This window comes from Microbacterium sp. NPDC080220 (assembly GCF_040686395.1).
GTDB classification, from domain to species: Bacteria; Actinomycetota; Actinomycetes; order Actinomycetales; family Microbacteriaceae; genus Microbacterium; species Microbacterium gawkjiense.
This window is the reverse complement of the sequence record NZ_JBFBOP010000003.1, coordinates 127,302-141,458: the sequence shown is the minus strand read 5'-3', so window position 1 is coordinate 141,458 and position 14,157 is coordinate 127,302. Positions and strand designations below refer to the sequence as shown.

The window sequence follows — 14,157 nt, the reverse complement described above, 5'->3', positions numbered from 1 at the left end:
AGGGGCGCGCAGAGCGCACCGGACGCAAAGAACGTGGGGGGCCGGAACTCCGGCCCCCCACGTCCGAAGGGGATTACTGGGCGAGGTAGGAGTCGACCGTGATCGACCCGTCCACGATGCCCGCCTTGATCGTGTCGAGCTCACCCTGCAGGTCGGGCGAGACCTTCGACTCGAAGTCGTGGAACGGCGCGAGGCCGACACCGTCGTTCTCGAGCGTTCCGATGAACGGGGCGGCGTCGAACTCGCCCTTGCCCGCGGCGGTGACGGCGTCCTCGACACCGACGTCGATCAGCTTGCGGATCGAGGTCAGCAGCAGCTCGGCGACGCTCGGGTCGGTCTCGTAGACGTCCGCGTCGACACCGATGAGGGCGATGTCGCGGCCGGAGTCACGGATGACGGATGCCGCGGACTGGTAGATCGGGCCGCCGACGGGCAGCAGCACGTCCACGCCCTGGTCGACGAGACCCTGGGCGGCGTTGATGGCGTCCTGGTTGGCGGTGAAGCCACCAGTGAAGACACCGTCCTTGCCGTCCCAGCCGAGAACCTCGACGTTCTCGCCCTTCTGCTCGTTCCAGTACTCGACGCCCTGACGGAAACCGTCCATGAAGACCGTGACGGTCGGGTAGGGCTGGCCGCCGAAGGTGCCGACCTTGTCGGCCTCCGAGTACGACGCCGCGGCGTAACCGGCGAGGAACGCGGCCTGCGAGGTGTCGAACAGCAGCGGCTTGATGTTCGGGGCGTCGGTCTTGCCGTCGAAGTCGTTGTCCACCGGGTCGTCGATCGAGACGTACTCGATGTCGGGGTTGGCCTTCGCGGACTCACCCGCGGCGGATGCCAGGGCGAAGCCGACCGTGATGATCATGGTGCAGTTCTGGTCGACCAGGTTCTGCAGGTTGGGGGCGAAGTCGGTCTCGCTGTCGGACTGGACCGTGATCGGCTCGACGCCGAGCGCCTCGGAGGCCTTCTGCAGGCCCTCGAAACCGAGCTGGTTGAACGACTTGTCGTCGAAGCCGCCGAAGTCGGACACCATGCAGGGCAGGAAGCCGTCGACGGCTCCGCCGGGCTCAGCGCCGGCGCTGCCGGAGGGGGTGGCTTCGGGTGCGGTCCCACATCCGGCGAGGGCGACGAGAAGGCCCGCTGCGGCGGAGATGCCGACGAGCTTCTTGGGGGTCGAGAGAGTCAATGCAGCCTCCACATTGAAGGCGCCGCGGACTTCGCGGCGGCTCAACTGAAGTTACCTACTGTGACGCCGAGGACGCAGCGTGATCAGGCCGTACGCCGGAATGGTTACAAAGCCGCAATCATCCCGTCACGGGAGCGGCATCCTGCACAATTGCGAATCCCGGATGACGCCGATCAGAGCACGTCGCCGCGCCCGGTGACCTTCAGGGCGTCGACGACGCTCTTGACGCGCTGGGCGTGCTCGGCGGTGGTGACGAGCAGCGCGTCGTCGGTGTCGACGACGACGATGTCCTTCACGCCGATGATGCTGATCACCCGGCTCGTCTGCGAGACCACGATCCCGCTCGCCGCGTCGGAGAGCACGCGGGCGTTCTGGCCGAGGATCGCGAGGTCGCTGCGGCCGGCCGAGTTGAGTTTCGCGAGGCTCGCGAAGTCCCCCACGTCGTCCCAGTCGAAATGTCCGGGCACGACGGCGAGCTTGCCCTTCTCGGCGGCGGGCTCGGCGACGACGTAGTCGATGGCGATCTTCTCGAGCGTGGGCCAGATCCGGTCGACGGCGGGACCGCGCCGGTCGCGGTCGTCCCAGGCCTCCGCCAGCTCGATGAGCCCCGCGTGCAGGGCGGGGTTGTTGGCCTCGATTTCGGCGAGCAGCACGTCGGCCCGCGAGATGAACATGCCCGCGTTCCAGAGGTAGGAGCGGTCGGCGACGTAGGCCTTGGCGGTCTCGAGATCGGGCTTCTCGACGAAGCGCTCGACCAGCGAGGCATCCCGGGCGCCGTCGACGATCAACTCGCCGCCCCTCTTGATGTAGCCGAAGCCCACAGCGGGCTCGGAGGGCTGGATGCCGATCGTGCAGATGTACCCCTCGCGGGCCACCTCGACGGCGTCGCGTACCGCGAACTCGAAGACGCGAGATCCGCGGATGACGTGGTCGGCGGCGAAGGAGCCGATGACGACGTCGGGATGCCGGCGGTGCAGGATCGCCGCTGCGAGACCGATCGCCGCGGCCGAGTCCCGCGGCTCGGACTCGAGGATGACGTTCTTGTCGGGGATGCCCGGCAGTTGCGCCTCGACCGCGGCACGGTGGGCGCGCCCGGTGACGACGGCGATCCGGTCGGGGCCGGCGAGGGGCTCGAGCCGGTTCCAGGTGTCGCGCAGCAGCGAATGCCCGGATCCGGTGAGGTCGTGGAGGAACTTCGGCGCATCCGCCCGTGAGAGCGGCCACAGCCGCGAACCGACGCCTCCGGCGGGGATCACGGCGTAGAAGTCCTCGATGTGTTCAGCCATGCTCCGAACCCTACCGGCCGCCCGTGACGCCCCCGTTCCGGACGCATGACGACGACGGTCGGCCGAGGCCGCGCCCGTGACCAATATGTTCTAAGGCTCCCCTTCCTCGCCCGGCACCTTCAGGGCCGCTTAGGATGGACGCTGCGCCCGCTTGCGACGATGGGCGACATTCCCTCGGGATGCCGTGACCTCGCCGCGCAGCGCGACCCATCTCACCCAAGGGAGGACGACCGTGTCTGCACCAGCACGCGTCACGCCGTCGGTAGCTGAGACCACGTCCAAAACCCCGCGCGGCACGCTGTACCGCGGCAACGAGGGCATGTGGTCGTGGGTGCTGCACCGCATCACCGGCATCGCCATCTTCTTCTTCCTGCTCGTGCATGTGCTCGACACGGCCCTCATCCGGGTCTCCCCCGACGCATACAACGCAGTCATCGGCACGTACAAGAACCCGATCATGGGTCTCGGCGAGGTCGCGCTGGTCGCGGCCATCGTGTACCACGCGTTCAACGGGCTCCGCATCATCGCGGTCGACCTGTGGCCGTGGGCCACGCGCCACCAGCGTCAGCTGTGGTGGGGTGTCCTCGCCGTCTGGGCCGTCGCGCTCGTCGGGTTCTCCGCCCGCCACCTTCCGAACGTCTTCTCGCACATGGGAGGCGAGCGCTGATGACCGCCGACACCCTCGTCGCGCCCCGCACCCCGCAGGGCAAGGCCGCCGTCCGCAAGAAGGGACCGAACCTCGAGAAGTGGGGCTGGGTCTTCATGCGCGTCTCGGGCGTGCTGCTGATCGTGCTCATCTTCGGCCACCTCTTCGTCAACCTGATGGTCGGCGACGGCATCTCGGCGCTCGACTTCGCCTTCGTGGCGGGCAAGTTCGCGAACCCGTTCTGGCAGATCTGGGACGTGCTGATGCTGTGGCTCGCGTTCATCCACGGCACGAATGGCATGCGGACGATCGTCAACGACTACGTCACCAACGCGAAGGTGCGGAAGGTGCTCGTCACCAGCCTGTGGGTCGTCGCCGGATTCATGATCCTGCTGGGCACCCTCGTCGTCTTCACCTTCGACCCCTGCATCCCGAACCTCGACGGCAGCATCGTCGCCGAGGTCTGCAAGGCGCAGGGCTGAGCCGGTACGACCGGCCCGCATACGGATAGAACAGAGGCAATCGTCACGTGAGCACTCAGACCGCGGACTCCGTCGTCAAGGACGGCGTCCACTACCACCAGTTCGATGTCGTCATCGTCGGCGCCGGCGGCGCGGGCATGCGCGCCGCGATCGAGGCGGGTCCCGGGGCCAAGACCGCCGTCATCACGAAGCTCTACCCCACGCGCAGCCACACCGGCGCGGCGCAGGGTGGCATGGCTGCGGCGCTGGCGAACGTCGAAGAGGACTCGTGGGAGTGGCACACCTTCGACACCGTCAAGGGCGGCGACTACCTCGTCGACCAGGACGCGGCCGAGATCCTCGCGAAGGAGGCCATCGACGCGGTCATCGACCTCGAGAACATGGGCCTGCCCTTCAACCGCACGCCCGACGGCAAGATCGACCAGCGCCGGTTCGGCGGGCACACCGCCGAACACGGCAAGAACCCGGTCCGCCGCGCCTGCTACGCCGCCGACCGCACCGGCCACATGATCCTGCAGACGCTGTTCCAGAACTGCGTCAAGCTCGGCATCAACTTCTTCAACGAGTTCTACGCGCTCGACCTGATCACGGTGAAGAATGCCGTGGGTCGCACCGGCATCGCGGGTGTCGTCGCCTACGAGCTCGCCACCGGCGACCTGCACGTCTTCCACGCGAAGGCCGTCATCTTCGCCACCGGCGGCTTCGGCAAGATCTTCAAGACCACCTCGAACGCGCACACCCTGACGGGTGACGGCGTCGGCATCGTGTGGCGCAAGGGTCTGCCGCTCGAGGACATCGAGTTCTTCCAGTTCCACCCGACAGGTCTGGCGGGCCTCGGCATCCTCCTCACCGAGGGTGCCCGCGGCGAGGGCGCGATCCTCCGCAACGCCTCGGGTGAGCGCTTCATGGAGCGCTACGCCCCCACCATCAAGGACCTCGCCCCCCGCGACATCGTCGCCCGGTGCATGGTCAAGGAGGTCCTCGAGGGCCGCGGCGCCGGCCCGAACAAGGACTACGTCTACCTGGACTGCACCCACCTCGGCGCAGAGGTGCTCGAGACAAAGCTCCCCGACATCACCGAGTTCGCCCGCACCTACCTGGGTGTCGACCCGGTCGTCGAGCCGGTGCCGGTCATGCCGACCGCGCACTACGCGATGGGCGGCATCCCGACCAACACCAAGGGTGAGGTGCTCGCCGACAACGACACCGTCGTCCCCGGCCTCTACGCCGCCGGCGAGTGCGCGTGCGTGTCGGTGCACGGCGCGAACCGCCTCGGCACGAACTCGCTGCTCGACATCAACGTCTTCGGCAAGCGCTCGGGTCAGAACGCGGTCGAGTACGTGAAAACGGCCGAGTTCATGCCCCTCCCCGAGGACCCCGCGAAGGAGGTCCGCGAGATGATCGAGGGCCTGCGGAACAACGCCGGCACCGAGCGCATCTCCACCCTCCGCAAGAAGCTGCAGGAGGAGATGGACGCCAACGCCCAGGTGTTCCGCACCGAGGAGACGCTCACCAACGTCATGGGCACGATCAACGACCTGCGCGAGCGGTACAAGAACGTCCACGTCGACGACAAGGGCAAGCGGTACAACACCGACCTGCTCGAGGCCGTCGAGCTGGGCTTCCTGCTCGACATCGCCGAGATCGTCGCCTACGCCGCCCGCAACCGGCGTGAGAGCCGTGGCGGTCACATGCGCGAGGACTACCCCGACCGCGACGACGAGAAGTACATGCAGCACACGATGGCCTACCTCACGGGCGACCCGCACTCCGCGAACCCCGAGGACCACATCCGCCTGGACTGGAAGCCGGTCGTGTTCACCAAGAACGAGCAGGGCGAGTACAACTACCCGCCGATGGAGAGGAAGTACTGATGACCATCGTCGATTCCGACGCTCCGACCGGCACGCAGGAGTCCACCGACTCCGGCATCCAGTCGTACCTGGTCACCTTCATCATCCGGCGCTTCGACCCCGAAGTGGATGCGGAGCCCCGCTGGGTGGATTACGACGTCGAGATGTACCCGACCGACCGAGTGCTCGACGCGCTGCACCGGATCAAGTGGGACGTCGACGGCACGCTGAGCTTCCGTCGCTCGTGCGCCCACGGCATCTGCGGCTCGGACGCCATGCGCATCAACGGCCGCAACCGCCTCGCCTGCAAGACGCTGATCAAGGACCTCGACATCTCGAAGCCGATCTACGTCGAGGCGATCAAGGGCCTGCCGCTCGAGAAGGACCTCATCGTCGACATGGACCCGTTCTTCGAGTCCTTCCGCGACGTGCAGCCCTTCCTGCAGGCGAACACCGCGCCCGAGCCGGGCAAGGAGCGCATCCAGTCCATCAAGGATCGCGCCGTCTACGACGACACCACCAAGTGCATCCTCTGCGCCGCGTGCACCTCGTCGTGCCCCGTGTTCTGGACCGACGGTCAGTACTTCGGCCCCGCCGCGATCGTCAACGCGCACCGCTTCATCTTCGACTCGCGCGACGACGCGGGCGACGTGCGCCTCGACATCCTCAACGACAAGGAGGGCGTGTGGCGCTGCCGCACGACCTTCAACTGCACCGAGGCCTGCCCCCGCGGCATCGAGATCACGAAGGCCATCGCCGAGGTCAAGCAGGCGGTCCTGCGCGGCTGACCGCCCGATACCCTCGAGGCGTGACCTCGGACGACACGACGCCTCCCCTGCGCGAGCGGTGGGAGGCGTCTCGTCTTCGTGAGCGCCTCGATCAGCCGATCGAGCGGGCCGCCCAGCTCACCCGGGCGACGGTCGCGTCGTTCCCGGTGCGGGTGTGGCGGCACTTCCTGCGTCGGAACGGGTTCCTGCTGGCGGCATCCATCAGCTACCAGTCCCTGTTCGCGCTGTTCGCGACGCTGTACTCGGCGTTCGCCGTGGTCGGCCTGTGGCTCGGCGGGTCGCAGGCGGCGATCGACGGCCTCATCCGGGTCGTCAACTCCTACATCCCGGGCTTCATCGGTGAGGCGGGGCCCGTGGATCCCGACGACGTGGCGTCGATCGCCCGCGACAGCGGCAGCCTGCTCGCCGTCACCGGAACGATCGCCCTCGGTGTCGCCGTGTGGACCGCCATCGGGTTCGTCACCTTCACCCGACGGGCCGTCCGCAACATCTTCGGGCTGCCGTTCGACACCCGCAGCTTCGTGCTGCTGAAACTCGGCGACCTCGTCGCGGCGATCCTGTTCGGCGCCGCGCTCGTCCTCGGCGCCGGCCTGGGGCTGGTCGCCGGCGGTGTCCTGACGCAGGCGTTGCGGTGGCTGGAGGTCGACGTGCCCTCATCGGCCGCCGAACTCGCCAGCCGGATCGGGTCGGTCGTCGTCAGCGTCGCGCTCAACTCCGCCGCTCTGACGCTGCTGATCCGCTTCCTCACCGGGACCTCGCTGCCGTGGCGCTCCATCATCCCCGGGGCGACCGCCGGCGGCGCGACGCTCGCGCTCCTGCAGCTGGGCTTCGGTTTCCTCGCCGCCTACTCCCCCACCAACCCCCTGCTCGCCACCTTCTCCGTCGTCGTCGGTCTGCTGCTGTGGCTGCGTCTGGCCGGGATCGTGATGCTCGTCGCGGCATCCTGGATCGGAGTCGCGGCTCGGGATGCCGACATCCCCCTCGCGCCCCCGACCGCCGAGCAGCAGCGCGCCGCAGAGCGCGAGGCGCTGCGGGTCGTCGCCGAGGCGGGCGTGCGCGAGGCCCGGTCGGCGCTCTCCCGCGCGAGCTGGTGGGAGCGCCCCGGCGCGCGCCGGGACCTGCGCCGCGCCGAGGACCTGCTCGCGCGGACCCGCAGCACGACCGCTGTCGGCGGCCCCGCTTAGGCTGAAAGGCGTGCCTCGAACCGTCCGCATCGCCTCCGTCAACGTCAACGGCATCCGCGCCGCCGCCCGGAAGGGCATGCACGGCTGGCTCGAAACGGCGGGGGTCGACATCCTCACGCTGCAGGAGGTGCGGGCCGAGGCATCCGATCTCGCCGCCGCCCTGCCCGGCTGGCACATCGTGAACGACGAAGCCCTCGCGAAGGGGCGCGCCGGCGTCGCCATCGCCGCCCGCGAGCCGCTGGACGTCTGGCGCATCGAGCTGGGCGACGACACGCTCGACTCGAAGGGACGCTGGGTCGAAGCCGACATCGAGGTCGAGGGCGAGACCCTCACCGTCGTCAGCGCCTACGTCTTCACCGGCGAGACCGGCACCGAGAAGCAGGACGCCAAGTACGCGTTCCTCGACGCGATGGAAGAGCGGATGCCGCACCTCGGCGACCTCGCGCTCATCACCGGCGACCTCAACGTCGGCCATCGCGAGCTCGACATCCGCAACTGGAAGGGCAACGTCAAGAAGGCCGGGTTCCTGCCCCGCGAGCGGGCGTACTTCGACCGGTTCACCGCACCCGCGGGCGAGACCGTCACCACCGTGGACGGCGAGAGCGGTCGCGGCCTCGGCTGGGTCGACGTCGGGCGCTCGTTCGCCGGAGAGATCGACGGGCCGTACACGTGGTGGTCGAACCGCGGCAAGGCGTTCGACAACGACACCGGCTGGCGCATCGACTACCACCTCGCGACCGCCGAACTCGCGACCCGCGCGACCGATTACCACGTCGTCCGGGCGCCCTCCTGGGACACGCGCTGGAGCGACCACGCGCCCGTCGTGGCCGACTACGCGCTCGGCGGCTGAAGCCGGCGGCGAGGGGCGCGGCATCCGTTCGCGCCTAGGATCGTAGGGTGAGCAAACCCCGCCTGTACTCCGGAATGCAGCCCTCCGCCGACTCCCTCCAGATCGGCAACTACATCGGGGCGCTCATGCAGTGGCGGGACCTGCAGGAGTCCTACGACGCGTTCTTCTCGGTCGTCGACCTGCACGCCCTTACCCAGCCGAACGACCCCGCCGAGCTGCGGGAGAAGACCCGGCGGACCGCGGCGCAGTACATCGCCGCGGGCATCGAGCCGTCGAAGTCGACCCTGTACGTGCAGTCGCACGTGCGTGCGCACGCCGAGCTCGCCTGGGTTCTGTCGACCGTCACCGGCTTCGGCGAGGCGAACCGGATGACCCAGTTCAAGGACAAGTCGGCCCGCTACGGCACCGACGCCACGAACGTCGGCCTGTTCACCTATCCGATCCTCATGGCCGCCGACATCCTGCTGTACCAGACCGACATCGTGCCCGTCGGCGACGACCAGAAGCAGCACGTCGAACTGACCCGCACGCTGGCGGAGCGCTTCAACGGACGCTACGGCGAGGCGTTCCGCGTGCCGATGCCGGTGATCCAGAAGGACACCGCCCGCATCTACGACCTGCAGAACCCGACGTCCAAGATGTCGAAGTCCGCCGAATCGGATGCCGGTGTGCTCTGGCTCCTGGACGACCCGTCGAAGTCGGCGAAGAAGGTCATGCGCGCCGTCACGGACTCGGAGGGTGTCGTCCGGTACGACCGCGAGGCCAAGCCCGGCGTGTCGAACCTGCTCGTGATCTACGCCGCCCTGACGGGGCGGCAGATCCCCTCGATCGAGGACGAGTACGCCGGCCGCGGCTACGGCGACTTCAAGAAGGGCCTCGCCGAGGTCGTGGTGTCGGAGTTCGGTCCCGTGCGCGAGCGGGCGCTCGAACTGCTCGACGACCCGGCGGAGCTCGACCGGGTGCTCGCCGCCAACGCCGCGCGCGCCGACGAGGTCGCCGACCGCACCCTCAACGACGTGTACGACAAGCTCGGACTGCTGCGACGTGTCTGAGGAACCGAGGCTCAGCCCCGCGCCGGAGCTCGTCGCCGCGATCGACGCGGCGGCCGGCCCGTCCATGGCCGCGCCCGACGACCGCGCCGCACAGGAACGCCTGTGGCGGGCGGTGTTCGCGCTCGAGAAGTGGATCTTCATCGCCCGCGGCACCGACCAGGAGCCCACGCCGTTCGCCGCCTCGACCGAGCAGGTCCGGCGATCTTCGCCTTCTCGACACCGGAGCGTGCACAGGCCGCTGCGGCGGGCTTCGGCATCCCGCCCGAGGAGACCGGCAGGCTGCTGGCCGTGCCGTTGCCGGATGCCGCCGGATGGGTCGCCTCCTACGCCGAGGCCGGCGTCGCCTCGATGGTGTTCGACGCCCCCGCGATCGGCGCCATGGCCCCGCTGGCGAACCTGGCCGCGATGGCGGTCTGGATCCAGCAGCACCCCGAGGGCTGACGCCGCAGGAGGCTTGCGCGTACCGGTCGCGTGCCGTTCTCCGGGTGGACGCCACCACCGGATGCACGAACGTGGCCTGGGGCCCATCCATCCGGAGAACGGCACGACGTCGACGTCATACCCGACGACGCCGGGCTCGAAGCAGCCCGCGGACGGCCGCCACCACGCGCTCGGGATGCCACATGATGTCGACGGCCGAGACCCGGAGGGTCGTGAAACCGAGCTCTGCCAACGCGAGGTCTCGCGCACGGTCGATCCGGTACGCCTCTGGTCCGAGGTGGTATGCCTCGCTGTCGCACTCGATCACGAGCCACCCGTCCACCAAGAGATCCACCCTGCCGACGCCGGCGATGCGCACCTGCACCTGCACGTCGGAGCACAGACCTCGCAGGAGCAGCCGCACGAGAGTCTCCGGCCCGGATTCCGCACGTCCGTCGACCAGGCCTTCCAGCCGTGAGTAGCGTTTCGGCAGCGCCCGGAAGACCGCGGGGATGTCGCTGGCCCGGATGAGCCCGGTGTGGATCGCGCTGTCCAAGGTTGCGATCGCTGGTCTCGGGAGTTGGCAACGCACCGCGTGCACGAGCATGTCCACCGGGAGCGCACACGCGCGTCGCGTCGTCGGCGTCTCGAACGGTTCCTGCCAATGGCGGACGACGTCTTTCGAATCACGAGACAACCGAGTCGCATGCGGCGGAACGAGAACGTGGAGCTTCGATCGCTCGAGGACGAAGACGCCGAGAAGACGAAGCGCGCTCACGCACGTGAGGACACCACCCGCGACGACCGCGGCGATCAACTCCGGATGAGTGCCAGCCGCGAGGTAGCTGTCGCGCCGTGCTCGGATGAGTTCTCCGTCCCCCACCGCGGCCGCGATGCGGCGCTTGCTCATGCCTGCGGCGCGCAGCTCGGTCGCGGCCCATACAGGAGTCTCGATGATGTCGGACGCCCGCTGCTGGAACGCGCGACGTTCGCTCTCCCACATGGGGCCCACCCTCGCCGATCGGAGAATGCCCCAGCGGCCTCGGCCACGGCCTGTGGATGCGACGACGTCCGTCAGCGATGTGCAGGAGTTCCGAACGGTTCTCCGGAAAGATGCCGCCGACACGGCTCCGGCTGAGGCGATCCGAGAATGCTTCCGGAGAACGGCACGTCGTCGGTCGCGAAGCCCTGTCGACGCGGTCAGCAGACGGCCCCCGTGAGCGCGAACCGAACTCCGGAGAGAGTGTGTCCAAGGAGCCGCGGCAGGTGGCGTTCGCCTTTTCCTCCGGAGAACGGCACGTGCGTGGATAGGGTCGGAGGATGGAACCGGTGACCCTGCGGACCGCACGGCTCGAGCTGTCGGTGCCGACGGCGGACGACGTCGACGCGATCACCGCCGCGGCGCAGGACCTCGAGGTGCCGCGGTGGACGACGCTCCCTGCGCCGTACGAGCGTCACCACGCCGAGGAGTTCATCGCCAAGGCGGCCGCCTGGTGGGACGAGGAGACCGAACTCACCTGGGGCATCCGCCTCGAGGGCCGCTGGATCGGCATGATCGGGCTGCACCGGTTCGAGAAGCAGGGGTCCGCCGAGATCGGGTTCTGGATGGATGCCTCGGCCCGCGGCCACGGCTACCTCACCGAGGCGGCGACCGCCGTGATCGACGCGGGGTTCGCCGAACCGCTCCGGCTCGCGCGCATCCAGTGGCGCGCGATCGTCGGCAACGTCCCGTCGGCGCGCGTCGCTCAGAAGCTCGGCTTCCGGTACGAGGGCCTCCTCCGGCAGGATCTGAACGACCCCCGCGGACGCCACGACGGCTGGATCGCAGGGCTCCTGCCGACCGACGACCGCATACCGGTGCCCTGGCCGGTGATCTGACAACCCCCTCACCGCCGTCGGACCGGGGTGGCAGGATGACCGCATGCCTGAGATGCCCGAGGTGCAGGGACTGGTCGACTTCCTCCGCGAGCGCGCGACGGGACTGACCGTCACGAAGGTGTCGGTCGCGAACATCGCCGCGCTGAAGACGTACGACCCTCCGATCGACGCGATGACGGGCACGACGGTGACGGGTGCGCAGCGGCACGGCAAGTTCGTCGACGTCGAGACGGATGCCGGTGCCCACCTCATCTTCCATCTCGCCAAGGCGGGCTGGTTGCGGTGGTACGACCAACTGCCGGCGACGGTCATCCGGCCGGGTAAGACCCCGATCGCGCTGCGGGTGGGTTTCGACGACGGCTCCGGGTTCGACCTGACGGAGGCCGGCACCAAGAAGTCGCTCGCGTACTACGCGGCGCGCTCCCCCGCCGACATTCCGGGGATCGCACGCCTCGGTGCCGATCCGCTCGACGACGGATTCACCCGCGACACGCTCGCGCAGCTCCTCGCCGGACGCCGGACGCAGATCAAGGGCGTCCTGCGCGACCAGTCGATCATCGCCGGCATCGGCAACGCCTACTCCGACGAGATCCTCCACGCCGCAAAGATGTCTCCCTATGCCCTGGCGGCAACGCTGACGGATGCCGAGATCGATCGGCTCTACGCGGCGATGCAGCAGACGCTCGCCGAGGCGGTGGCCGCGGCATCCGGCAAACCGCCCGCCGACCTCAAGGACGCCAAACGGCGCGGGATGGCCGTCCACGGCCGCCGCGGCGAGGCGTGCCCGGTGTGCGGCGACGAGGTGCGGTCGGTCTTCTTCGCCGACAACAGCCTCGAGTACTGCCCGACGTGCCAGACGGGCGGCAAGATCCTCGCCGACCGCCGGCTGTCGCGGCTGCTCAAGTAGCGGCGGACGCTGCGACGCCCCACCGCCGGTCGAAACCGGGCGGCGGGGCGTTCGCTCGCGGGTGGGCTCAGTTGACGTCGTCGTCGACCCAGTCGAACGACTTGGTGACGGCCTTCTTCCACAGCCGCAGCTGACGCTCGCGCTCAGCGACGTCGTCGCTGGGCTCCCAGCGAGCGTCCTCCTGCCAGTTGGCGCGCAACTCATCGAGGTCAGACCAGAAGCCGACGGCGAGACCGGCAGCGTACGCGGCGCCGAGTGCCGTCGTCTCCGCGACGACCGGGCGGACGACGGGCACACCGAGCATGTCGGCCTGGAACTGCATGAGGGTGTCGTTGGCCGTCATGCCGCCGTCGACCTTGAGCTCTTCGAGGTCGACGCCGGAGTCCGCATTGACGGCGTCGAGAACCTCACGCGTCTGGAACGCGGTCGCCTCGAGCGCGGCGCGGGCGATGTGCCCGCGGTTCGCGAACCGGGTGAGGCCGACGATCGCGCCGCGCGCCTCGGGGCGCCAGTAGGGCGCGAACAGCCCCGAGAACGCGGGAACGACGTAGACGCCGCCGTTGTCTTCGACGGATGCCGCGAGCTTCTCAACCTCGGGCGCCGATGAGATCAAGCCGACCTGGTCGCGCAACCACTGGATGAGCGATCCGGTCACGGCGATCGATCCTTCCAGTGCGTACCGAGTGGGCTGGTCGCCGAGCTTGTAGCCGACGGTCGTCAGCAGTCCGTTGCGGGAGTGAACGATCTCTTCACCGGTCTGGAAGATCAGGAAGTTGCCGGTGCCGTAGGTGTTCTTGCTCTCGCCCTTCTCGAACGCGGCCTGGCCGAACGTGGCGGCCTGCTGGTCGCCCAGGATGCCGGCGACGGGGGTCTCGCGCAGCAGTGACGAGTCCTCCGCGTACCCGTACACCTCGGAGGAGGAGCGGATCTCGGGCATCATCGACAGCGGGACGCCGAAGTCCTGGAGGATGTCCTCACGCCACTCGAGCGTCTCGAGGTCCATGAAGAGGGTGCGCGAGGCGTTGGTGACGTCGGTGACGTGGACGCCGCCGTCGGTGCCGCCGGTGAGGTTCCACAGCACCCAGGTGTCGGTGGTGCCGAAGATGAGGTCGCCGGCTTCCGCGCGCTCGCGGGCGCCGTCGACGTTCTCGAGGATCCAGGCGATCTTCGTGCCCGAGAAGTAGGTCGCCAGCGGCAGACCGACGATGCCCTTGTATCGCTCGGTGCCGAGCCCCTCGGTGGCGAGGCGGTCGACGATGGACTGCGTGCGGGTGTCCTGCCAGACGATGGCGTTGTAGACGGGCTCACCGGTGTGCTTGTCCCACACGACGGCGGTCTCGCGCTGGTTGGTGATGCCGACGGCGGCGATGTCGTGGCGGGTGAGATCGGCCTTGGCGAGCGCCACGCCGATCACCTCCTGGACGTTCCGCCAGATCTCCATCGCGTCGTGCTCGACCCAGCCGGCGCGCGGCAGGATCTGCTCGTGCTCCTTCTGGCCGGTGGCGATGATCGAGCCACCGTGGTCGAAGATGATGGCGCGGCTGGATGTGGTGCCCTGATCGATTGCGATGATGTAGTCAGCCATGGGACTTCCTCGTCTTTCGTGTGTTGTTGAACGCGCGGATGCT

The 14,157-nt window shown here is 68.8% G+C and carries 14 protein-coding genes; 10 read left to right on the top strand and 4 right to left on the bottom strand.

The window, feature by feature from the left end:
• Nucleotides 1–73 precede the first annotated feature (73 nt).
• Nucleotides 74–1,183 (bottom strand): BMP family ABC transporter substrate-binding protein, encoded by a 1,110-nt coding sequence (locus AB0P29_RS06545; RefSeq protein WP_359918305.1) that lies wholly within the window; start codon nt 1,181–1,183, stop codon nt 74–76.
• A gap of 173 nt (nt 1,184–1,356) precedes the next feature.
• On the bottom strand, nt 1,357–2,469 hold the full coding sequence (locus tag AB0P29_RS06540; protein WP_363379141.1) for a mannose-1-phosphate guanylyltransferase: 1,113 nt from the start codon (nt 2,467–2,469) through the stop codon (nt 1,357–1,359).
• A 232-nt stretch (nt 2,470–2,701) separates the two neighbouring features.
• On the opposite strand from AB0P29_RS06540, the gene sdhC reads away from it, so the two are divergent.
• The 8 genes from sdhC to AB0P29_RS06500 all read left to right on the top strand — a co-directional run bounded on the left by sdhC (nt 2,702) and on the right by AB0P29_RS06500 (nt 9,765).
• The gene (gene sdhC, locus AB0P29_RS06535) at nt 2,702–3,136 is read left to right on the top strand and encodes a succinate dehydrogenase, cytochrome b556 subunit (protein WP_311284339.1); all 435 of its coding nucleotides are present in this window, start codon (nt 2,702–2,704) and stop codon (nt 3,134–3,136) included.
• Nucleotides 3,136–3,597 (top strand): succinate dehydrogenase, hydrophobic membrane anchor protein, encoded by a 462-nt coding sequence (gene sdhD, locus AB0P29_RS06530; RefSeq protein ID WP_311284340.1) that lies wholly within the window; start codon nt 3,136–3,138, stop codon nt 3,595–3,597. Before sdhC ends, sdhD begins: the two co-directional genes overlap by 1 nt.
• A gap of 47 nt (nt 3,598–3,644) precedes the next feature.
• The gene (gene sdhA, locus AB0P29_RS06525; protein ID WP_363379140.1) at nt 3,645–5,471 is read left to right on the top strand and encodes a succinate dehydrogenase flavoprotein subunit; all 1,827 of its coding nucleotides are present in this window, start codon (nt 3,645–3,647) and stop codon (nt 5,469–5,471) included.
• Nucleotides 5,471–6,238 carry a succinate dehydrogenase iron-sulfur subunit gene (locus AB0P29_RS06520; RefSeq protein WP_064001349.1) on the top strand — a complete coding sequence of 256 codons (768 nt, stop codon included), beginning with the start codon at nt 5,471–5,473 and terminating at the stop codon, nt 6,236–6,238. Before sdhA ends, AB0P29_RS06520 begins: the two co-directional genes overlap by 1 nt.
• A 20-nt stretch (nt 6,239–6,258) precedes the next feature.
• Nucleotides 6,259–7,422: a YihY/virulence factor BrkB family protein gene (locus tag AB0P29_RS06515; protein WP_363379139.1), complete on the top strand. Its 1,164-nt coding sequence runs from the start codon at nt 6,259–6,261 to the stop codon at nt 7,420–7,422.
• Nucleotides 7,423–7,432: 10 nt separating this feature from the next.
• Complete coding sequence (locus AB0P29_RS06510; protein ID WP_363379138.1) at nt 7,433–8,272, top strand: exodeoxyribonuclease III; 840 nt, start codon at nt 7,433–7,435, stop codon at nt 8,270–8,272.
• Between the two features lie 47 nt (nt 8,273–8,319).
• Complete coding sequence (trpS, locus tag AB0P29_RS06505; RefSeq protein ID WP_082886045.1) at nt 8,320–9,324, top strand: tryptophan--tRNA ligase; 1,005 nt, start codon at nt 8,320–8,322, stop codon at nt 9,322–9,324.
• Between the two features lie 129 nt (nt 9,325–9,453).
• Nucleotides 9,454–9,765, top strand: a complete 312-nt coding sequence (locus tag AB0P29_RS06500) for a hypothetical protein (protein ID WP_363379137.1) — start codon at nt 9,454–9,456, stop codon at nt 9,763–9,765.
• A 115-nt stretch (nt 9,766–9,880) separates the two neighbouring features.
• On the opposite strand, the gene AB0P29_RS06495 is transcribed toward AB0P29_RS06500, so the two are convergent.
• Nucleotides 9,881–10,747 carry a hypothetical protein gene (locus AB0P29_RS06495; protein ID WP_363379136.1) on the bottom strand — a complete coding sequence of 289 codons (867 nt, stop codon included), beginning with the start codon at nt 10,745–10,747 and terminating at the stop codon, nt 9,881–9,883.
• A gap of 317 nt (nt 10,748–11,064) precedes the next feature.
• Here AB0P29_RS06495 and AB0P29_RS06490 point away from each other — a divergent pair, with 317 nt between their 5' ends.
• Together AB0P29_RS06490 and AB0P29_RS06485 are read left to right on the top strand one after the other, a co-directional pair.
• Nucleotides 11,065–11,622, top strand: coding sequence for a GNAT family N-acetyltransferase (locus AB0P29_RS06490; protein WP_363379135.1), 558 nt, complete (start codon nt 11,065–11,067; stop codon nt 11,620–11,622).
• A gap of 43 nt (nt 11,623–11,665) precedes the next feature.
• On the top strand, nt 11,666–12,529 hold the full coding sequence (locus AB0P29_RS06485; RefSeq protein ID WP_363379134.1) for a DNA-formamidopyrimidine glycosylase family protein: 864 nt from the start codon (nt 11,666–11,668) through the stop codon (nt 12,527–12,529).
• A gap of 67 nt (nt 12,530–12,596) precedes the next feature.
• Here AB0P29_RS06485 and glpK read toward each other — a convergent pair whose 3' ends face one another.
• Nucleotides 12,597–14,114 carry a glycerol kinase GlpK gene (glpK, locus tag AB0P29_RS06480; RefSeq protein WP_363379133.1) on the bottom strand — a complete coding sequence of 506 codons (1,518 nt, stop codon included), beginning with the start codon at nt 14,112–14,114 and terminating at the stop codon, nt 12,597–12,599.
• Nucleotides 14,115–14,157 lie beyond the last annotated feature (43 nt).